Origin of the sequence: Phreatobacter sp. (assembly GCF_022843985.1) — a bacterium.
Taxonomy (GTDB): Bacteria; Pseudomonadota; Alphaproteobacteria; order Rhizobiales; family Phreatobacteraceae; genus Phreatobacter.
In genome coordinates, this window is sequence record NZ_JALHMP010000036.1 from 13,193 (window position 1) to 32,784 (window position 19,592).

Genomic DNA, 19,592 nt, shown 5'->3' on the forward strand with positions numbered 1-19,592 from the left:
GGCCGAATAGCCTTGTGGGCCCGGCGGTCTAGGGTGCCTTCTGGGAAAAAACGCGTCCGCCGCTTGCGGATCGCCCGAGCCGGATCGGAGGGCCCATGCTGCGCGTGATCATCGTCTTCGGGCTTCTGGCCGTCGTCGGCGGCATCGCCACCTGGCGTCCCGACCTCGCCGAGAAGGCCTATCTCCAGGCGCAGGCCTGGATGGCGCCGAAACCCGCCGAGGCGCCTGCGGCCCAGGGGCGCCGCCCCGGTGGCGGCGGACCGCCGGTCGCGGTGACGCTGGCGCGTGCCGAGAAGCGCAATGTGCCGATCATGGTCGAGGCCGTCGGCACCGTGCAGCCGATCGCGGCGCTGCAGATCAAGGCGCGGATCGACAGCCAGGTCGCCGCCGTCCATGTCGCGGAGGGCGCCTCCGTGAAGCAGGGTGATCTCCTGTTCAGCCTCGATGACCGGGTGCTGCGGGCCCAGCTCGCCCAGATCGAGGCGCAGATCCTGCGCACCAAGGCCCAGCTCGAACAGGCGGTGCGCGACCGCGAGCGTGCCCTCGACCTCAGCCGCCGCAATGTCGGCACCGAGGTCGCCCGCGACAATGCCATCACCAATGTCAAGGCGGTGGAGGCCCAGCTCGCCGCCGACGAGGCCAGCCTTACCAACATCACCACCCAGCTCAGCTACACCCGCATCACCGCGCCGCTGACGGGCCGCATCGGCTCGATCGCCGCCAAGGTCGGCACCTCCGTGCGCAATGCGGACGCGGTGGCGATGACGACCATCAACCAGATCAATCCGATCCACATCGCCTTTGCCGTGCCGCAGGCGACCTTCTACGAGATGCGCGCCCTCATCGGCGACGATCCGACCCGGATCAAGGTCGAGGCGAGCATTGGCGGGCGCACCTCCACCGGGACGATCGCCTTCATCGAGAATCAGGTCGACCTCGCCACCGGTACGGTCACCGCCAAGGCGCGGATGGAGAACGGATCGGAGCAGCTCTGGCCGGGATCCTTCGTGCCGGTGAAGGTGACCCTCGGCATGCAGGAGGATGCAGTGGTCATCCCCGCCGTGGCGCTGCAGGTCGGGCAGAACGGGCCCTATGTCTTCACCGTGAAGGAGGGCCGCGCCGCGGTCGTGCCGGTCAGGGTTGCCCGCACGGTCGGCGACACGGCGATTCTGGCGGAAGGCCTCGCGGGGGGCGAACAGGTGATCACCTCCGGGCAGCTGCGGCTCGCCAATGGCGTGCCGGTGGCGGCGCGCCAGGCCGGGACGGGCGACGTGCCGGCCGCGCCGCGCGCGCCGCAGAGCTGAGGATCAGGCCATGCTGTCGGAACTCTGCATCCGCCGTCCGGTGATGACCATCCTGCTGATGGTCTCCTTCCTCGCAGCCGGCATGTTCGGCTACCGGCAGCTGCCGGTCGCCGCCATTCCGCGCGTCGAATTCCCGACCATCCAGGTCAGCGCCCAGCTTCCCGGCGCCAGCCCCGAGACCATGGCGTCGTCGGTGGCGCTGGTGCTGGAAAAGCAGTTCTCGACCATTGCCGGCGTGACGTCGATGACGTCGACCTCCTCGCTCGGCAACACCTCCATCGTGCTGCAGTTCGACCTCAACCGCTCGATCGACGGCGCCGCGCTCGACGTGCAGTCGCAGATCTCCTCCGCCATGCGCCGCCTGCCGGCGGAGCTGACGACGCCGCCGAGCTTCAGGAAGGTCAATCCGGCCGACCAGCCGGTCATCTTCCTCGCCATCTCCTCCGATCTCGCCCGCCTGTCGGATGTCGACCGCTTCGCCAATTCGATGATCCTGCCGCGCATGGCCTCGCTGCCCGGCGTGGCCCAGGTTCTGGTCTTCGGCACGCAGAAATACGCCGTCCGCATCCGCGCCGACCTCGAACAGCTGGCGGCGCGCGGCCTGACGATGAACGACCTGCAGACGGCGCTGGCCGCGGCCAATTCCAACCGTCCGGTCGGCTCGGTCAACGAGGGCAGCCGTGCCGCGATCCTTGATGCGACGGGGCCGATCACCCGCGCCGCCGATTACGGCCCTGTCGTCATCGCCTGGCAGAACGGCGCGCCGGTGCGCGTCTCCGACGTCGCCACGCCGATCGACAGTGTCGAGAACGACCGGATCGCCGCCTGGCTGAACGGCAAGCGCGCCATCGTCCTCGCCGTGCAGCGCCAGCCTGACGCCAATACGGTGGATGTCGTCGACCGGGTGCGGGCGCTGCTGCCGCAGATCCAGCGGGACGCGCCGGCCGCCTACGAGATCTCGGTGCTGAACGACCGCTCCAAGTCGATCCGCGAGTCGGTCGCCGATGTCGAGTTCACCCTGGCGCTCGCCGCCATGCTCGTCATCCTGGTCATCTGGTTCTTCCTGAAGAGCTGGCGGGCGACGCTCATCCCGGCGCTGGCGCTGCCGATCTCCATCGTCGGCACCTTCGCGGTGATGCATGTGCTCGGCTATTCGATCGACAACATCTCGCTGCTGGCGCTGACGCTGGCCGTCGGCTTCGTCGTCGACGATGCCATCGTCATGCTCGAGAACATCATGCGCCACATCGAGGAGGGCATGGACCCCTTCCAGGCGGCGCTGGTGGGCTCGCGCGAGGTCGGCTTCACCATCATCTCGATGACGATCTCGCTCGTCGCCGTGTTCATCCCGGTGCTGTTCATGGGCGGCGTCGTCGGGCGCATGTTCGCGCAGTTCGGCGTCGTCATCTCCACCGCCATCCTGATCTCGGGCATCGTCTCGCTGACGCTGACGCCGATGCTCTGCTCGCGCATGCTCAAGCCGATCGACCACCACAAGCGGCCGATCTTCCCGCTGCGCTGGTTCGAGGCGGCCTTCTCCGCCATGACGCGCGGCTATGGCTGGTCGGTGCGCAAGGTGGTCAATGCGCCGGTGATCATGCTGGCCATCACCGTCGGCACCTTCGGCCTGACCTATGTCCTGTTCCGCGACATCCCCAAGGGCTTCTTCCCGATCGAGGACAATGGCCTGATCACGGCGGCGACCATCGGCCCGGACGATGCCTCCTTCGCAGCCATGGTGGCGCGCACCCAGGCGCTCGCCGCCGCCATCCGCACCGATCCCGACGTGGCGATGGTGATGGCCAATGCCGGCGGCGGCAATGCCGCCAACACCCAGAATGCCGGCCGGCTGTTCATCACGCTGCGCGACAAGCCGGAGCGCAAGGATTCGATTCAGGTCGTCATCGCCCGCCTGCGCCGGATCGCCGCCGAGGTGCCGGGCATCCAGATCTTCTTCGTGCCGGTGCAGTCGATCAATGTGGGGGCGGTGCAGAGCCGGTCGCAGTACCAGTACACGCTGACCGGGGCGGATCTCGACCAGTTGCGCCAATATGCGCCGCTGGTCGAGCAGCGCATGCGCAGCCTGCCGGGCATTCTCGACGTCAATTCGGACCTGCAGATGCGGGCGCGGTCGACGACGGTGGAGATCAACCGCGACGCGGCCTCGCGGCTCGGGGTGACCGCCGACCAGGTGCGCTCGACGCTCTATTCGGCCTTCGGCTCGCGGCAGGTCTCGACGATCTATGCCTCGGAGGACACCTATCAGGTGATCCTCGAGGCGGATCCGAAGTTCAACGACACCGCGAACATGCTGCGGCGGCTGACGGTGCGGGCGTCCACCGGCGTCATCGTGCCGCTTGATGCGGTGGCGAGCCTGCGTGAACAGCCGACCGCGCTCACCGTCGGCCACCTCGCCCAGCTTCCCGCGGTGACGATCTCCTTCAACCTGCCGCCGGGCGTTGCCCTGTCGCAGGCGGTGACGCTGATCGAGGGCGCGGCGCGCGAGGTCGGCCTGCCCGCCAGCATCGCCACCAGTTTCCAGGGCACCGCGCAGGTGTTCCAGCAGGCGGTGGCGAACCAGGCCTTCCTGCTCTTCGCGGCGGTGCTGGTCATCTACATCATCCTCGGCATCCTCTATGAGAGCTTCATCCACCCGCTGACCATCCTGTCGGGCCTGCCCTCGGCCGGCATCGGGGCGCTGCTGACGTTGCAGCTCACCGGCTTCGAGCTCTCGGTGATCGCCATGATCGGCCTCGTCATGCTGATCGGCATCGTCAAGAAGAACGCGATCATGATGGTCGACTTCGCCATCGAACGGCGCAACGAGGGCGCCAGCGCCAAGGAGGCCATCGTCGAGGCGGCTGTCCTGCGCTTCCGGCCGATCATGATGACGACGCTCTGCGCCATCCTCGGCGCTGTGCCGATCGCCATCGGCCATGGCGCCGGCGCCGAACTGCGCATGCCGCTCGGCGTCGCGGTGGTCGGCGGCCTGGCGGTGTCGCAGCTGCTGACGCTCTACATCACGCCGGTCGTCTATCTCATGTTCGACGGCCTGGCGGGCTGGATCTCGCGGCGCGGCAGCGCTGCCGATCCCGCCGCCAAGCCGGCCCCCGCGGGGGTCGCCCGGGGCCAGCCGGCGGAGTGATGCGCGGCGCGACATGGCAGGGTCGCGGGTCGGTGACCCGCGGCGCCGCGCCCGCGCATTGACAGCGCTCCCGCCGCGGTCCTACGCCTTGCGGCCATGTCGCGCATCGCCGTCATCGCCGACGACCACGGAATGTACCGGATGGGTCTCGCCTTCACGCTGAAGGACAGGCTCGGCTTCGACGATGTCGAGGAGGCCGCGTCCCTGGACGAGGCGCTGGCCAGGCTCGGCGAGACCGAAGGCATTGCCCTCGCCCTGTTCGACCTGTCGATGCCGGGCATGCAGGGTGCCGCCTCGCTCGCCGCCGTGCGCGAATGCTATCCGGCCCTGCGCGTCGCCGTCGTCAGCGGTTCCGACAACCGCGCCGATGTGCTGGCGGCGCTGGCCGCCGGCGTCAACGGCTTCGTTCCCAAGGGCCTCAAGGACGACGATCTGGTGGCGGCGCTGCGGTCGATCATGGACGGCGCGATCTACGTGCCGGCGAGCCTCGCCTATGGGGCCGGCTTCGCCGGCGAGAGCGCGCCCTCCGCCGGCATCGACCTGGCGCGCCTGACACCGCGCCAGCGCGACGTGCTGGGTCTGCTGGTCGAAGGCCGGTCGAACAAGGAGATCGCCCGGGCCCTCGATCTCGGCCACGGCACGGTGAAGATCCACCTCGCCGCGGTGTTCCGCCATCTCGGCGTGTCGAACCGGGCCGCCGCGGCGGCCGTCGCCGCGCCGCTGCTGGCGCGGGGCTGATCCTCCGCCCCTCAGTCGACCAGCCTGGCCAGTGCGGCGCGCAGCACGGGCAGGGCCACCGGCTTGGTCAGCCACGGCGTGCCGCTCGCCTGCAGCCGCGCCAGGGTCTGCGGATCGGTGGCTCCGGTAACGATGAGCGCCGGGCAGGCGAAGTCCTGCTGGCGGCGCCAGTCGGCGATGAGGTCGAGCCCGTCGACGCCGCGCTCGAGTTGCAGGTCGATCACTGCGAGATCGACCGGCCGGTCGCCGGCGAGTGCAGCGGTCGCTTCGGCGCTGCTGCAGGTGGCGGTGACGGTGGCGCCGTCGTCGCGCAGGGTCTGGGCGAGGGCGTCGACGATCATCGGCTCGTCGTCAAGGATGAGGATATGGCGGCCGGCCAGCGCCAGGTCGGGCTGGACGGCCGGGGCCTTCAGCCGCGGCAGGACGGCGGCGGCCAGCGGCAGCTCCACCCTGAACACGGTGCCGTGGCCGCGCCGGCTCGCCAGGCTGACGCGGTGGCCGAGCAGGCGGCACAGGCGCCGGACGATGGACAGGCCGAGCCCGAGGCCGTCATTCTGGCCGTGGGCGGCGATCCGGGTCCGCTCGAATTCCTCGAAGACGCGCTCGCGGTCCTCTTCGGCGACGCCGGGCCCGGTGTCGTGGATCTCCAGCACGGCGTGGTTGCCGCGCCGCCGCACGCCCACCAGCACCTTGCCCGCTGCAGTGAATTTCAGGGCGTTGCCGACCAGGTTGCGCAGGACCGTCTCGATCAGCACCGGGTCGGAGGTGACGGGCAGCGCCGAGGAGACGAGGCGGAATTCGAGGCCGCGGGCGGCGGCCTGGGCGCGGAAGCCGGCGGCGACCCGTTCCAGAAGGTCACCGATGACGAAGGTGCGCGGTGCGGCGACGACGATGCCGGCATCAAGGCGTGAGACGTCGAGCAGGGCGTTGAACATGTCCTGGAGCGAGCCGAGCGTCGTCTCCATATTGGCGACGAGGCGGCGCGGCTCGTCGCCCTGGACCCGGCGTGACAGGGCATTGGCGAAGAGCGAGAGAGCGTGCAGCGGCTGGCGCAGGTCATGGCTGGCGGCGGCGAGGAAGCGCGACTTGGCGGCGGTGGCCGCCACTGCCGCGTCACGGGCGGCGGAGAGGGCGTGATTGGCCATTTCCAGCTCCCCGGTGCGGACGGCGACCCGGTGCTCAAGCGTGTTGGCGAGGTGTTTCAACGCCTCCTCGTTGTCGGCGAGGCGATCGATCATGCCCTGCAGCGAGGCGGCAAGGGAGACGATCTCCTGTGACGAGCTCTTCGGCACCTCGATCGTGACGCCGTCCAGCGCTTCGGCGAGGCCGACGCGGTCGGCGCGGGCGGCAATGGCCTGCAGCGGGCTGGCGATGCGACCGGCCACCCACCAGCCTGCGGCGAGCACCATCAGGCCGACAATGCCGCCGGCGGCGATGATCTGCCGGCGCAATTCCTGTACCGGCGCGAAGGCGACGGCGGCGCTGGAGGTGACGACGATCTGCCATCCCAGACCCTCGATGCCGCGGCCGCCGGAGGCGCGGCTGGTGCCGATCACCATGGAGCGCCCGTCGGGCAGGGTGTCGATGGCGAAGCCGTCCGAGCGCTGGGCGACCCGGCGGGCCAGGGCGGCGCCGAGATGGTTCTGGTCGCCGATGACGGTGCGTCCCTCGCCATCCAGCACGATGACCTCGAGGTCCGACTGCCGGCCCTGGGACCGGTCGATGAGCGAGCGGCGCAGGTGGCCGAGCCAGTCCCAGCTCACCAGCATGCCGAGGACCCCGACCGGGCTGCCGGAGGCATCGCGGACATTGACGCCGATCTCGACGACCCTTTCGCCCGGCGTGGTCTGGATCGTCGGGCGTTCGGGCTCGCCCGGGGCGAGGGCGGGCCGGGCGCGGGCCGCGGCGAACCAGCGCCGGCCGGTGACGTCGCCGGATTCGCCGATGCCGCCGGAGCCGACGGTGACGCGGCCGTCGAGGTCGGCGAGGCCAACCCAGACGATCTCCTCGACGTTGGACTTGACCCGGTCGAGAATGACGCGCTTGCCCTGGTAGGGGCTCGCCGGATTGGTGAAGGCCGGCAGGGTCGAGAGGGTCCGGGTCGAGCGCCAGCGCTCGTAGACATCGCTCTCCAGCGCCTCGCGCATGAAGGCGGCGAGATCGCCGAGGGAGCGCCCGATGGAGCGCTGCGCCTCGCCGGTGGCGGTCCAGACGACCACGGCGGTGACCGACAGGATGAGGGCCGCGGTCAGGACCGCCAGCGTACCAGTGAGGATGCCGCGCAGGCCCGGCCGGGTCAGGGACGTCGCATCGATTGCCATGGCCGCACTGTCGGCCCTTCGCCGAAGGGCGGCAAGGGGCACGGCCCGCCCTTTGCGGCAGGGCGGGCCGGTCGGTGGGCGCCTTCAGGGGCCCTCAGAACCGGACGGTGGTGAAGAAGCGCAGGCCGCGGCCCGGCATCAGCACCTCGTCCTTCTTGAAGGAGACGTGGTTGCGGATGTCGGCATTGAGCAGGTTGGTGCCGACAAGGCCGAAGGTCAGGCTCTCGGCGCCTGATCCCGGCTTCAGCGCCATGCGGTAGCTGAGCTCGGCATTGAGCAGGTTGTAGCCGGGCGTCGGCGTCTCCTCCGCGGCGTTCTGGTTCTGGGCGAAGGCGTGCAGCAGGGTGACGCGGGCGAACCAGTTGGCGTCGCGCCAGAACAGGCCGCCGCCGAGGCGATGGGGCGGGATGCGCGGCACGTTGGCGCCACCGGCGAAGGTGGCGCGGACGAAGTCGTAGCGGCCCTCGATGCCGAAGGTGCCGCCGGCGATCTCGCCGAGGTCGACCTGGCCGCGCAGCTCGGTGCCGTAGAAGGTGGCGTCCTGCTGGGAGAAGGTGAGCTGGCGCAGTTCGGTACCGCCGCCCGAGCCGCAGGTGGCGAAATCGTCGTCGCAGGTGAGCCCGGTCAGGCGCTTATAGATGAAGCCGGAATAGCGCGTGTAGAAGGCGGTCGCATCGACCCGCCAGGCGCCCTGGGCCCGCCTCAGGCCGAGTTCTATGGTCTGGGCGCGCTCCTTGGAGAGGTTGGGATCGCCGATCTCGAAAGTGCCCGAAGCCTCGTGCGGGCCCTTGGAATAGAGCTCCTGGGCGCGCGGCGCGCGTTCCACATATTGACCGGTGAGGCTCGCCACCCAGCCGCCGGGCAGGTTCTGCAGCAGGCCGAGGCTGGCGCTCATCGGCGCGAAATTGCGCACCGCGGCCAATTCCGCCGGGGCGCCGCCGGCCGGGTCGAGGCCGGCGGGGAAGAGCGAGGCGGTGCCGCCGACGCGCGCCTGTTCGATGCGGGCGGCAGCCTGCAGGCGCGTCGTTGGCGACAGGGCGAGTTCGTTGAAGAGGAAGGCGGCGGCGGTGCGGGTATGGGTCGGCGCGAGGAGCCCGCCGGCCTCGCCGGAGGTGCCGAGGTTCTGGGCGCCGAACTGCACGCCGAACGTGGTGTTGAGGGTGCCGAAGCCGGTCTCGAACGGTCGGAACGCCGTCTCGACGCGTCCCTCCAGCTCCTCGTTGCGGAAGGTGGAAGCGGTGGCGAAGGCGCCCATGTCGAGCGCCTGCTCGTTGTGGCGGTAGAGCGAGCCGCCGAGCCAGAAGCGGACATTGTCGACGATCGCACCGTCGAAGCGGATCTCGCCCTTGGAGGTCAGGCGCGTCTGCACCATGTCGATGCGGACGCGGTCGGCGGCCGAGCCGGCGCCGGGAATGCCGTAGAGCGAGCGGAACTGCGCGATGGCGGCGCCGATATAGCCCTGGTCGAAGACATAGGAGGCACCGAAGGAGCCGCCGAAGGTGCGGGCGAAGGAATTGTCCTGCCGGCCCTGCGGGGTGGCGTAGTCGCCGGCATTGCGGCCGAAGATATCGGCGGAGAAGGCCCATGGGCCGGAGGAGCCGCGCACCCGGGCGGCGCCGTCGATGCCGCGGTCGACCGAGGACAGGCCGCCGGTCATCATGCCGCTGACGCCGGGCGGGCCGAGGCGGGTGGGGATGCGCTCGTTGGTGACATTGACCACGCCGCCGATGGCCTGCGAGCCGAAGCGCAGCGCCGCCGGGCCGCGGATGACCTCGATGCGCTCGGCGGCGAGCGGATCGATGGGCACGGCATGGTCCTCGGAGAGGTCGGAGACGTCCTGGGCGCCGATGCCGTTCTCCTGGATGCGGATGCGCGCATTGTCGAGGCCGCGGATGATCGGCCGGCTGGCGCCGCCCGGCGCGAAGCTCGACCCGGTCACGCCGGGCACAGTGTTGAGCTGGTCGCCGAGCGTGCCGCCGCCGTTGCGGCGGATTTCACTCTCGGGGATGACGGTGACCGGCACGAAGGCGCGGTCGATGATGCGCAGCTGGCCGTCGGTGAGGCCAAGGTCGCGGCTGGCGCCATCAGGGTTGCGCGGCGCCTCGATGAGGATCTCCGGCAGGGCCGTCTGGGCGGAAGCGGGGGAGGCGGCGAGGGCGAGGATGACGAGGCTTGCCGGGGAAAGGGCGTGGCGGTCAGGGCGCATGGCAACTCCGGCATGAATGCAATGTTACAACATTACTTATTCTGCCGTGAAATGTGGCCTGTCAACCCGTAACGGTGGGGCAGGCGGCGGAAGGGATCGGCGCTGTTGCTTTTCAGTGCTGAAACGCCGGCAGCGGCACGGGCCCTCCAGCTGAAATGGCGGCGCGGCACAAGGCGCCGACATGGCGGCGAGGCCGCCGCCCGCAACCCGGAGCTTCGACCATGACCGCCCTCACGCTGCGCCTTGCCAACCGCCGCCGGATGCTGGCCGGCCTCGCCGCCGGCGCCACCCTGGCCGGGGTCGCGGCTGTCGGCGCCCTGGCGCAGACGGGCCCCGAGGTCGCAGTCACCCTGTTCAACGTCGTCGGCCCGCGCGACACGGTGGTGGTCGGGCTCACTGCGGCGGAGATGGCGGGGCTCGGCACCGGCCAACCGGTCGAGGCGCTCGCCCGCAAGATCGCGGCGGAGGGCCAGATGACGGTCTGGCACTATGGCGTACGCCGTGGCGATGGCGGTGCGCTGGTGATGGCACCAACCGTCAAGGTGGCGCTGATGGCCGCCGGCATCGTGCGGATCGAGCCCTACCGCCCGGCCCATCCGGTGCTGGCGCCGCGCGGATGAAGCCTATCTGTCGGCGACCTGGAACCCCTGCCAGTAGGGGTCGCGGTGGTCGACGAAGATCGTGTTGATGCCGGTGACGCGGGCCCAGCCCTCGATGGAGGGGATGATGGCGTCAAGGCCGCCGACCGTCGTGCGCCCCTCGATGCGGCCGGTGAAGGTCGAGCCGATGATCGATTCGTGGACGAAGGCCTCGCCCTCGCTCAGCCGGCCGGTGGCGGCGAGCTGGGCCATGCGGGCCGATGTGCCGGTGCCGCAGGGCGAACGGTCGATGGCCTTGTCGCCATAGAAGACGGCGTTGCGGGCGGTGCCCCCATGCTTCGGCGTACCGGTCCACAGGACATGGGTCAGGCGGTCCAGCGCCGGGTTCTCCGGATGGACGATGGCGTGGCGGGCGTTGAAGGCCTTGCGGAGCAGGGCCGAGAAGCGGATCACCTCGGACGGCTGCAGGTCGTCGAGGTCGCCATAGCCGGGCTGCGGCTCGACGATGGCGTAGAAATTGCCGCCATAGGCGACGTCGACGGTGAGCGGGCCGAGGCCCTCCACCTCCACCGCGTAGCCGCGCCCGAGCAGGAACGAGGGCACGTTGGTGAGGCGGACGCTTTCGACATGCGGGCCGTTCTGGACGTAGCGCGCCTCGACGCGGCCGGCCGGCGTGTCGAGCATCAGGACGCCCGGCGTCTGCGGCGTCACCAGGCCATGCTCGATGATGGTCGTCACCGTGCCGATGGTGCCGTGGCCGCACATCGGCAGGCAGCCGGAGGTCTCGATGAACAGGATGCCGACGTCGCAATCGGCGCGCGTTGGCGGATAGAGGATGGAGCCCGACATCATGTCGTGGCCGCGCGGCTCGAACATCAGGCTGGTGCGGATCCAGTCGTGGCGGGCGAGGAAATCCTGGCGCCGGTCGAACATGGTGGCGCCGGCGAGTTGCGGGATCGCGCCGCCGGTGACGACGCGGACGGGATTGCCGCAGGTGTGGCCGTCGATGCAGGTGAAGGTGAAGCGGGACATGGCGCGGTTCCGGAAGGCGTGAACCCTGCCGGTATGCGGCGCGGCGCGCTACGGCGCAATGGCCGTCAGGACAGGGCGGTTGGCCGCTGCGCCTCGAGGGCAGGGGATATGCCCGCCAGCGGTGCGAGGGGCGGCGCGAGGGTCGCGGCGTCGGCCGCCATGACGACCCTGCAGGCGCCGCGGTCCTTGGCGACATAGAGGGCGGCATCGGCGGCGGCGAGGAGGCTGCGCGCATCGGCGCCATGGGCGGGCGCCAGGGCGATGCCGACGCTGACGCCGATGGCACAGGCCTGTCCGCCGACGTCATAGGTGCGGGTGATGGTCTCGGCCAGATGGCGGCCGAAAGCCAGGGCTCCGTCGCGGTCGAGGCCGTCGGCGAGGACGACGAATTCGTCGCCGCCGAGCCTTGCGGCGACGTCGCCGGAGCGCACGGCCATGGTCAGTTTCCCCGCGATGAGCTGCAGCAGCCCATCCCCGGTCGCATGACCGAACCGGTCGTTGACCGATTTGAAGCCGTCGAGGTCGAGAAAGAAGAGCGCCAGGCCGGCGGGCTGGTCGTCTGCGAGGCGATCGCCGAGCAGTCTGACGAGATGGGCCCGGTTGGACAGGCCGGTGAGATCGTCATGGGAGGCGCGGTGGCGGTTCTCCTGTTCGGCCACCATGGCCGAGACGACCATGGCGTTCATCTGGAAAGCCGCCGCACTCATGCTGAACAGGAACAGCGGGACCAGAAGCGTCACGCCGATGAGGGCCGGCTCGCCGACCAGGAGCGTCGCGACCGGGATCGGTGCCATCGACAGGACCATCATGGCCGCGGCCAGCCGCGGCGCCGCGAAATTGCGGAAACAGATGCCGCCGACCATGGCGGCGGCCGGAATGCAGGCGGCCATGGCGATGACCCAGTCACCCGAGAGGATGGCGAGGCAACAGCCGAGGCCGAGATTGGCGCTCCAGGCCAGCGCCATGAGGATGTGCAGGTCGGTATGGGTCCTGGCGCCCCGCCGCGCAGCCCGGCGGCCATGGACCAGCGCGGCCAGCCGCACGACGCTGATGACGGCCTCCGCCACCAGCCAGACGATGAACACCAGGCTCGGCTTGAAGATGACGACGCTGACCGGGCCGACCATGGTCGCGACGAGGCCGCCGTAGAAGACCGGCAGGTTGCCGAAGAGTTCGGCGATCAGACGCTGGCGGATGGTGTCGGGGGTACCTGCAGGTGGCTCGGCGAGCCAGCGGGTCAGGCGCCAGGTTGGAGCGGAATAGATGGCCTTGCCGGTCTGCATTCGCGCTGCTCCGCCTGGTTCGCGACGACTGATGCCGCGGGCGCCTCAACGTCAGGTAAATGACGTAACGTCAGTCGTGAGACGGTCCGGTCGGGGCCTGCCGCCCGCGATGATCGCCGGTGACCGGGATCAGCTATCCGGCGGCGGCGAACCGGTGATCGCGCGGGTCGGATTCGGCCTGGCGCCTGGCCTCCCAGAGCGCCCGGGTGTCGCCGTCGACCTCGCTGGCGAGGGCGACCTGGGCCTTGCCGCGGGACTTGGCGACATAGAGAGCGGAGTCGGCGCGTGTCATCAGCATGTTCCAGTCGCGGCCGTCGTGGGGCGCGATGGCGATGCCGATGCTGACGCCGATGCGGAGGGTCTGGCCGCCGGACAGCAGATAGGGGGCCGAAATCGCGGCGAGAGCCGCCTGCCCGAGAGCCAGCGCCTCGGCTTCGGCGCCGATCGCGGTGAGGATGACGAATTCGTCGCCGCCGAGCCGCCCGGCCGTATCGCCCGATGCCAGGAGGACCCGCATGCGCTCGGCCACCATTGCCAGGATGCGGTCGCCGACGAGGTGGCCATGGGTGTCGTTGATGGCCTTGAAGCCATCGAGGTCGAGATAGAGGAGCGCGAAGGGCGCGTCCTCGAATTCGCGTGCGGCCAGATGCGTCTCGAAGGCGCGGGTCAGCCCGTTGCGGTTGGCAAGGCCAGTCAGGGCGTCGACCCGGGTGCGCTGGAGGTTCTCGCGCTCGGCCATCATGGTGGCGACCAGCATGCGGTGGAGCTGGAAGGCGGCCATGCTCATGGCGAGGAGGAGAGCCGGCGCCTGGACCGCCGAGATCAGCAGGATGGTGTTGCCCGACATCAGCGCGCCGGCCGTGGCGGGCAGCAGCGCTCCGCCGATGACCGCGGTGGCGAGGCGGGGCGTGCCGACATAGCGAAAGCACATGCCGCCGATCATCCCGGCGGCGGAGATGCAGACGACGATGGCGGTGGGCCAATCGCCGGTGAGAAGGGCGAGACAGGCACCGAGACCGGTGGTGAAGCCCCAGGCCACGGCAAGGAGGATGGTCAGGTCGGTGAAGGTCCGGCCGCCGCGCCGCACCGCGCGCAGGGCGTGGATCATCACGGCGAGCCGGCCGAGGGAGATGGCGATCTCCAGGCAGCACCAGGCGATGAGCAGCGGCGAGGGGTGCCAGATCGCCACGAGGATGGCGATGGCCGTCGTGTTGACGATGCCGCCAAGGAAGATGGGCAGGGTGCCGAAGAGCTGGGCGATCAGGGCGGCGCGGACGTCGTCCGGCACGCGCTGACTGGTCGTCGCCAGCCAGCGCGTCAGCCTCCATCGCGGAGCACTGAACCCGTGCGTCTCGTTACCCATGCCTGCCTCGGATAGAGGCCCAGGAAGGCATGATGCAACCCAAGAATGCGTTAACGGAATATCACACGTGCATTCCGTAATTTTACGCAATCGCGGGTCAGGCGGCAGCCTTCAGGCCGACATCCGGCAGCTTCGGCTGGTTGGCGAGGGCCTTGGCCATCATCGCCTCGACCTCCGCCTTCTCGTGCGGCAAAAGGGCGAGGCGCGGCGGCCGGGTCAGCGCGGTGCCACGGCCCATGATGTTCTCGCAGAGCTTGATGCACTGCACGAGATCGGGACGGGCGTCGAGGTGGAGCAGCGGCATGAACCACTCGTAGAGCGGCATGGCCTCGGCATAGCGGCCGGCCCGGGCCAGGCGGAACAGGGTCTCACCCTCGCGCGGGAAGGCGTTGGACATGCCGGAGACCCAGCCGACGGCGCCCATGGCGACACTCTCGACGATGACGTCGTCGAGGCCGGCGAAGAGCACGAAGCGGTCACCGACCATGTTGCGGGTATCGATGAATCGGCGGGTGTCGCCCGATGAATCCTTGAAGCAGACGACAGTGTCGACATCGGCGAGCGAGACGAGAATGTCCGGCGTGACGTCGTTCTTGTAGATGGGCGGGTTGTTGTAGAGCATCACCGGCAGGTCGGTGGCCGAGGCGACCGTGCGGAAATGCTGCGCGGTCTCGTGCGGCTTCGAGGAATAGACCAGGGCCGGCATGACCATGATGCCGTCAATGCCGATGCGATCGGCTTCCTTGGCGGTCTCGACGGCGAAGGCGGTGGTGAATTCGGCGATGCCGCAGAGCACCGGCACGCGGCCGGCGGCGACGGATTTCGCCGCCTCCATGACGGCAATCTTCTCATGGCGGGCCAGCGAGGTGTTCTCCCCCACCGAGCCGCAGACGATGAGGCCGGATACGCCGTCGCGGATCAGGTTGTCCATCACCTTGGCGGTGGCGTCGATGTCGAGCGAGAGATCGTCGTGGAACTGGGTGGTGACGGCCGGGAAGACGCCTTCCCAGGAAATGCGGGGTGCCATGGGGTTTTCTCCGATGAAATGGTCGTTGCGCGGCTGCTGAGGGGCGCCGCTGGCTTGGATAGAGGTTGAAGGACCGGGCCCGGTATCGTCATGCCCGGGACAGACCCGGGCATGACGACGGCGGCGGCGATCTCAGAGCGAGGCGCCGGCCTGGCGCAGTTCGGCGAGGATCGGCGCCTTGGGAAGCCAGATCTTGTCGAATTCGGCGACGACCGCCGCTGCCTCGCGCGGATCGGCGTTGCGGAAGGGGATCCCGGTCGCCTTGAACTGCTCGACCAGCTTCGGTTCGTTGCCGGCGAGCTCGTCGATCTGGATGTCGAGGGCTCCCTTGACGGTCTTGGTGATGAGCTCGCGGTCTGCAGCGGAGATCGTCTGCCAGACGCGGCCCGAGACGAGGGCGATGACCGGCATGAAGACGGCATTCATCTGCAGGATCGACTTGGAGGGCCTGTCGAAGCGCTGGTTCCAGGAGAATTCGAGGTCCGCCTCGAGGCCGTCGACCTGGCCGTTGGTCATGGCGTCGAAGACCTGCGGCGTCGGGATCGGCGTCGGCGCGGCGCCGAGCAGCTGGTAGAAGTCGCGATAGACCGGGGTCGGGTTGATGCGCAGCTTCATGCCGCGGATGTCGGCGACCTTCGAGATGTCGCGCGCGGCGAAGATGGCCCGCATGCCGGTGATTCCCCAGGCGAGGCCGATCGTGCCGGTCTCGCGCGGCAGCACGTCGAACAGCTTGGCTGCCACCGGATGGCGCACCAGCTTGGCAATCTTCGGCGTGGAATCGACCACATAGGGCGCGGTGATGGCGGCGATGGTGGGGACGCGCGAGCCGAGCTCGGCGGCCATGATCCAGCCCATGTCGAGGGCGCCCGACTGCATCTGCTGCAGCATGGCGGCCTCGTTGCCGAGCTGGCCGGAATGGAAGACGGTCAGAGTCAGGCGGCCGTTGGTCGCGGCCTTCAGGTCCTCGCCGACCTTGAGGGCGGCGCGGTTCCAGGGATGGCCGGCAGGGGTGAGGATGCCGAGGCGGAACTCTTTCGCCTGGGCGAGGGCGAGCGAGGGGGCGGCGAGCGGCAGGCTGGCGCCGGCGGCGATGAGATGGCGGCGGGAGAGGGACATGGTCATGCTCCTTTGGGGTTCGAGGACGGCATTCACTTGAGGAGGGCGAGGGACAGGAAGGGGTAGATCGACAGCAGCACCAGCAGGACGCAGGCGATACCGAAGAAGGGAAGGGTGACGAGGAACATCTTGCCCGGCTTGGCGCCGGTGACCGCGGCGGCGACGAAGAAGCACAGGCCGACCGGCGGCGAGAGCAGGCCGAGGACGAGGTTGATGACCACGACGACGCCGAAATGGCGGGGATCGATGCCATAGATCTCGGTGGCGATGGGCAGCAGGATCGGCACCGTCATGATCAGGCCGGGAATGCCGTCGATCACCGTGCCGATGACCAGCAGGATGACATTGGTCAGCAGCATGAAGGTGATCGGGTCCTTGGCGACCGTCTGGATCCAGGCGGCGGTCTCCTGCGGCACCTTCCCGTAGATGAGGATCCACGAGAAGACGGCGGCGGCGGCGACCAGGAACAGCACGACGGCGGAGTAGACGCCGGCGCGGAGCATCATCTCCGGCAGGCGGGAGAAGGCGAACTGCCGCGTCCAGAAGCGGCCGACCAGCGCCGCGGCGACGGCGCCGATGGCTGCCGCCTCGGTAGCGTTGGCGAGGCCGCCGAGGATCGAGCCGACGATGATGATGGGGATCGACAGGGTCGGGAGCGCGGCGAGGATCGTGCCGAGGCGCTGGCGGGCCGACTGCTTCTCCGCCCGGGGATAGTTGTAGACATAGCCCATCAGGGCGATGACGGCGAAGAACAGCGCCGTCAGGATCAGGCCGGGCAGGATGCCGGCGATGAGCATGTCCGAGACCGAGACCTGCGCCAGCACCGAATAGACGACGAACATCACCGAGGGCGGGATGATCGGGCCGAGCATGCCGCCATAGGCGGTGAGGCCGGCGGCGAAGGTCTTGTCATAGCCCTGCTTCTCCATTTCCGGGACCATGATCTGCGACATGATCGCCACCTGGGCCGTGGCCGAGCCCAGGATGGAGGCGACGAACATGTTGGCGAGCACGTTCACATAGGCGAGGCCGCCGCGCACCGAACCGATGAAAGCCATGGCGAGATCGACGATGCGCCGGGTGATGCCGCCGCCGTTCATGATCTCGCCGATGAGGATGAAGAGCGGGATGGCGATGAGGCCATAGCTGTCGACGCCGCCGAACATCTGCAGCGGATAGCTCTGGAAGAGGAGCGGATTGCCGGAGACGAGGATGAAGACGATGCCGGCAATGCACAGGCACAGGCCGATCGGCACGCCGACCAGCATGATGACGAAAAAGGCGGCCGAGGTGATCATCAGTTCACCCCGTCGATGTCGGACAGGACGAAGCCCCGGATCGGCGCCGGCGGCACGAGGCCGACATCCTCGACCAGATTGGCGAGGCCGTGGACGGTCATCGACACCGCGAAGATCGGCAGGATCATGTAGATCACCCAGGTCGGCCAGTTCAGCGTCTGGGTGCGCTCGGTGTAGAGGAAATTGAACGTCTCTCCGGCGAAGGCGCGGGCATCGAAACCGGCCGCGGCGATGCCGAGCGGGTCCATCCACAGCCAGCACATGGCGGCAAGCGACAGGCCGAAGGTCACGACCATCCCGGTGGCGATGATCTTGGCCAGCCGGCGCCAGCGTTCCGACAGGCGCTCGGTCAGCATCGAGACGGCGAAGTCGAGCCGCAGGCGCGTCATGGCCGAGGCGCCGATGAAGGTCAGCCAGACGACCGAATAGACCGAGGATTCGTCGACCCAGTAGATCGGGATGCCGCTGTAGCGGGTGACGACGTTGAGAAGGATGAGCCCGGCCAGCAGGGCCATGAAGCCCATGATGGCCAGCCGCTCGATCGCGAGCAGGCCGGCCGACAGGGACTGCAGGGCCCGGGCCGGCGCAAAGGCCTGCGCGGAGGAACTGGCCTGGGTCGTCATCGGTGGCACCCCGATGTGCTTTTGCTCTGGAACTCTGTTAGCGTAGATTTTATACAATCGAGGAGTCAATGGCTTTCCACAGAGTTTTCGCACAGACCGTCGCTCACTGGCCTGGATCCCATCCCCGTGGCGACGGATGGGCAAAGGCGGGTTTTCGTGGTCGGATGGTGAGGTTCGCAGCATTGTCGGGAATCGGATGACCGCGCCGCTCAAGCACCGCACCCTGTCTGCCGCCATCGTCGACCGCCTGCGTCAGGCGATCCTCGCCGGCACCTATCCCGCCGGCTCACAGCTGCGTCAGGACGCGATGGCCGAGACCTATGGCGTCAGCCGCATTCCCGTCCGCGAGGCGCTGTTCCAGCTTGAGGCGGAAGGCTTCGTGCGCATCGTCCCGCACAAGGGCGCGATCGTCTCCGAACTGTCGCTTGACGAGATCAACGATGTCTTCGACCTGCGCTGCCTGCTGGAGCCGCGCCTGCTGTCACAGTCGGCGCCGCGGTTCTCCGCGTCCGATTTTGCCGCGCTCGATGCCATTCAGGCGCGGTTCGAGACGGCGATCGCGGCAGGGGATGTCGGCCAGTGGGGCGTCATCAACGCCGAGTTCCATATGGCCCTCTACACCAAGGCGCGGCAGCCACGCACCCAGTCGATCGTCGCCGCGCTGCTGCAGACGAGCGACCGCTACACCCGCCTGCAACTGTCCAACACGGCGGCCATGGGAATCGCCGAGCAGGAACATGCCGAACTCATCCGGCAATGCCGGGCCGGGCGGTTCACTGAAGCCGCCGCCTTCCTGGTCGGCCATATCGAGGCGGTGCGCGCCGACCTCCTGCGGGTCGTGGCCCGCTCGGGCGCGGCAGGCGGCGCGACGAATTCCCGGTCGGTGGCTCTGGAATAGCTGCCAAGCGTCAACCATATGTCATGATGTGGTGGTTTGACGTTGACGTTCGGTGAAGCTTTCTGTACCCGGATGCAGTCGCGACGAGGCCTTCGGCATTCCGGGGTGCGCCTCCCGCCTGCGACGTTCCCGAACCGCCCCTGAACGAACCAAGGATCACTACCCTTTGTCCATCCATACCCAGAACGGCCTGTCCGAACGCCTTGAGACTGCCCAGAAGGCTAAGCAGGCATTGTTGGAGAAGTTCCGTTCGCGACCGGGTCCGGATGATCCGGACTTCCAGAAGCGCCAGGCCGAGCGGCGCGCCATCGCCGAGGCCCGGGCCAAGCGGGAAGCGGCCAAGGAAGCCATTCGTCGCGCCGAGGCCGAGCGTTTCGCCGCCGAAGAGGCGGCCCGCAAGGAAGCCGAGCGGATCGCCGCCGAAGAGGCGGAACTGAAGCGTCTCGAAGAAGAAGAGGCCCGCGCCAAGGCGCGTCCGAAGCAGATCTACCGCGAAATCGCCGCCTATGCCGAAGCCCGCGCCAAAGCGGCCGCGCGCGGCGGCCGCCGCTGAGCCGCGGATTTCCGTCCTGACGAGCCGAGGGCCGCCCGCGAGGCGGCCCTTTGTCGTCCGGGGGTCCGTTTCCGGCTGACCGGCCT

15 protein-coding genes are annotated in these 19,592 nt (G+C 69.0%); 6 read left to right on the plus strand and 9 right to left on the minus strand.

Going from position 1 to position 19,592, the window contains the following annotated elements; all coding sequences use genetic code 11:
* Nucleotides 1-95: 95 nt before the first annotated feature.
* The 3 genes from Q0C57_RS18975 to Q0C57_RS18985 all read left to right on the plus strand — a co-directional run bounded on the left by Q0C57_RS18975 (nt 96) and on the right by Q0C57_RS18985 (nt 5,187).
* Nucleotides 96-1,304, plus strand: a complete 1,209-nt coding sequence (locus Q0C57_RS18975; protein WP_296578849.1) for an efflux RND transporter periplasmic adaptor subunit — start codon at nt 96-98, stop codon at nt 1,302-1,304.
* Between the two features lie 10 nt (nt 1,305-1,314).
* Complete coding sequence (locus Q0C57_RS18980) at nt 1,315-4,449, plus strand: efflux RND transporter permease subunit (RefSeq protein ID WP_296578852.1); 3,135 nt, start codon at nt 1,315-1,317, stop codon at nt 4,447-4,449.
* Between the two features lie 96 nt (nt 4,450-4,545).
* Nucleotides 4,546-5,187 carry a response regulator transcription factor gene (locus Q0C57_RS18985; RefSeq protein ID WP_296578855.1) on the plus strand — a complete coding sequence of 214 codons (642 nt, stop codon included), beginning with the start codon at nt 4,546-4,548 and terminating at the stop codon, nt 5,185-5,187.
* Nucleotides 5,188-5,198: 11 nt separating this feature from the next.
* Here the strand turns inward: Q0C57_RS18985 and Q0C57_RS18990 are convergent, their stop codons facing one another.
* Both Q0C57_RS18990 and Q0C57_RS18995 read right to left on the minus strand, forming a co-directional pair.
* Nucleotides 5,199-7,508, minus strand: a complete 2,310-nt coding sequence (locus Q0C57_RS18990; protein WP_296578857.1) for an ATP-binding protein — start codon at nt 7,506-7,508, stop codon at nt 5,199-5,201.
* Between the two features lie 94 nt (nt 7,509-7,602).
* Complete coding sequence (locus Q0C57_RS18995) at nt 7,603-9,714, minus strand: TonB-dependent receptor (protein WP_296578860.1); 2,112 nt, start codon at nt 9,712-9,714, stop codon at nt 7,603-7,605.
* A gap of 221 nt (nt 9,715-9,935) precedes the next feature.
* Here Q0C57_RS18995 and Q0C57_RS19000 point away from each other — a divergent pair, with 221 nt between their 5' ends.
* Nucleotides 9,936-10,334, plus strand: a complete 399-nt coding sequence (locus Q0C57_RS19000) for a hypothetical protein (protein ID WP_296578863.1) — start codon at nt 9,936-9,938, stop codon at nt 10,332-10,334.
* A 3-nt stretch (nt 10,335-10,337) separates the two neighbouring features.
* Here Q0C57_RS19000 and Q0C57_RS19005 read toward each other — a convergent pair whose 3' ends face one another.
* From Q0C57_RS19005 to Q0C57_RS19035, 7 genes are all read right to left on the minus strand, one after another.
* Complete coding sequence (locus Q0C57_RS19005) at nt 10,338-11,345, minus strand: 4-hydroxyproline epimerase (RefSeq protein WP_296578866.1); 1,008 nt, start codon at nt 11,343-11,345, stop codon at nt 10,338-10,340.
* A gap of 65 nt (nt 11,346-11,410) precedes the next feature.
* Complete coding sequence (locus Q0C57_RS19010) at nt 11,411-12,628, minus strand: GGDEF domain-containing protein (RefSeq protein ID WP_296578869.1); 1,218 nt, start codon at nt 12,626-12,628, stop codon at nt 11,411-11,413.
* Nucleotides 12,629-12,761: 133 nt separating this feature from the next.
* Nucleotides 12,762-13,991 (minus strand): diguanylate cyclase, encoded by a 1,230-nt coding sequence (locus Q0C57_RS19015; protein ID WP_296578872.1) that lies wholly within the window; start codon nt 13,989-13,991, stop codon nt 12,762-12,764.
* A gap of 97 nt (nt 13,992-14,088) precedes the next feature.
* Nucleotides 14,089-15,018 (minus strand): dihydrodipicolinate synthase family protein, encoded by a 930-nt coding sequence (locus Q0C57_RS19020; protein ID WP_296578875.1) that lies wholly within the window; start codon nt 15,016-15,018, stop codon nt 14,089-14,091.
* A gap of 132 nt (nt 15,019-15,150) precedes the next feature.
* Nucleotides 15,151-16,134 carry a TRAP transporter substrate-binding protein gene (locus tag Q0C57_RS19025; RefSeq protein WP_296578877.1) on the minus strand — a complete coding sequence of 328 codons (984 nt, stop codon included), beginning with the start codon at nt 16,132-16,134 and terminating at the stop codon, nt 15,151-15,153.
* A 32-nt stretch (nt 16,135-16,166) separates the two neighbouring features.
* Nucleotides 16,167-17,432, minus strand: a complete 1,266-nt coding sequence (locus tag Q0C57_RS19030; RefSeq protein WP_296578880.1) for a TRAP transporter large permease — start codon at nt 17,430-17,432, stop codon at nt 16,167-16,169.
* Complete coding sequence (locus Q0C57_RS19035; RefSeq protein WP_296578882.1) at nt 17,432-18,055, minus strand: TRAP transporter small permease; 624 nt, start codon at nt 18,053-18,055, stop codon at nt 17,432-17,434. The genes Q0C57_RS19030 and Q0C57_RS19035 overlap by 1 nt, the downstream gene beginning before the upstream one ends.
* A 196-nt stretch (nt 18,056-18,251) precedes the next feature.
* On the opposite strand from Q0C57_RS19035, the gene Q0C57_RS19040 reads away from it, so the two are divergent.
* Nucleotides 18,252-18,953, plus strand: coding sequence for a GntR family transcriptional regulator (locus tag Q0C57_RS19040; protein ID WP_296578885.1), 702 nt, complete (start codon nt 18,252-18,254; stop codon nt 18,951-18,953).
* Between the two features lie 166 nt (nt 18,954-19,119).
* Nucleotides 19,120-19,506 carry a DUF6481 family protein gene (locus tag Q0C57_RS19045; protein WP_296578888.1) on the plus strand — a complete coding sequence of 129 codons (387 nt, stop codon included), beginning with the start codon at nt 19,120-19,122 and terminating at the stop codon, nt 19,504-19,506.
* The last annotated feature ends 86 nt before the right edge of the window (nt 19,507-19,592 follow it).

Coding starts and splice junctions, on each gene's coding strand:
- Q0C57_RS18975 (WP_296578849.1), top strand. CDS start 96: ATGCTGCGCGTGATCATCGTCTTCGGGCTTCTGGCCGTCGTCGGCGGC.
- Q0C57_RS18980 (WP_296578852.1), top strand. CDS start 1,315: ATGCTGTCGGAACTCTGCATCCGCCGTCCGGTGATGACCATCCTGCTG.
- Q0C57_RS18985 (WP_296578855.1), top strand. CDS start 4,546: ATGTCGCGCATCGCCGTCATCGCCGACGACCACGGAATGTACCGGATG.
- Q0C57_RS18990 (WP_296578857.1), bottom strand. CDS start 7,508: ATGGCAATCGATGCGACGTCCCTGACCCGGCCGGGCCTGCGCGGCATC.
- Q0C57_RS18995 (WP_296578860.1), bottom strand. CDS start 9,714: ATGCGCCCTGACCGCCACGCCCTTTCCCCGGCAAGCCTCGTCATCCTC.
- Q0C57_RS19000 (WP_296578863.1), top strand. CDS start 9,936: ATGACCGCCCTCACGCTGCGCCTTGCCAACCGCCGCCGGATGCTGGCC.
- Q0C57_RS19005 (WP_296578866.1), bottom strand. CDS start 11,345: ATGTCCCGCTTCACCTTCACCTGCATCGACGGCCACACCTGCGGCAAT.
- Q0C57_RS19010 (WP_296578869.1), bottom strand. CDS start 12,628: ATGCAGACCGGCAAGGCCATCTATTCCGCTCCAACCTGGCGCCTGACC.
- Q0C57_RS19015 (WP_296578872.1), bottom strand. CDS start 13,991: ATGGGTAACGAGACGCACGGGTTCAGTGCTCCGCGATGGAGGCTGACG.
- Q0C57_RS19020 (WP_296578875.1), bottom strand. CDS start 15,018: ATGGCACCCCGCATTTCCTGGGAAGGCGTCTTCCCGGCCGTCACCACC.
- Q0C57_RS19025 (WP_296578877.1), bottom strand. CDS start 16,134: ATGTCCCTCTCCCGCCGCCATCTCATCGCCGCCGGCGCCAGCCTGCCG.
- Q0C57_RS19030 (WP_296578880.1), bottom strand. CDS start 17,432: ATGATCACCTCGGCCGCCTTTTTCGTCATCATGCTGGTCGGCGTGCCG.
- Q0C57_RS19035 (WP_296578882.1), bottom strand. CDS start 18,055: ATGACGACCCAGGCCAGTTCCTCCGCGCAGGCCTTTGCGCCGGCCCGG.
- Q0C57_RS19040 (WP_296578885.1), top strand. CDS start 18,252: ATGACCGCGCCGCTCAAGCACCGCACCCTGTCTGCCGCCATCGTCGAC.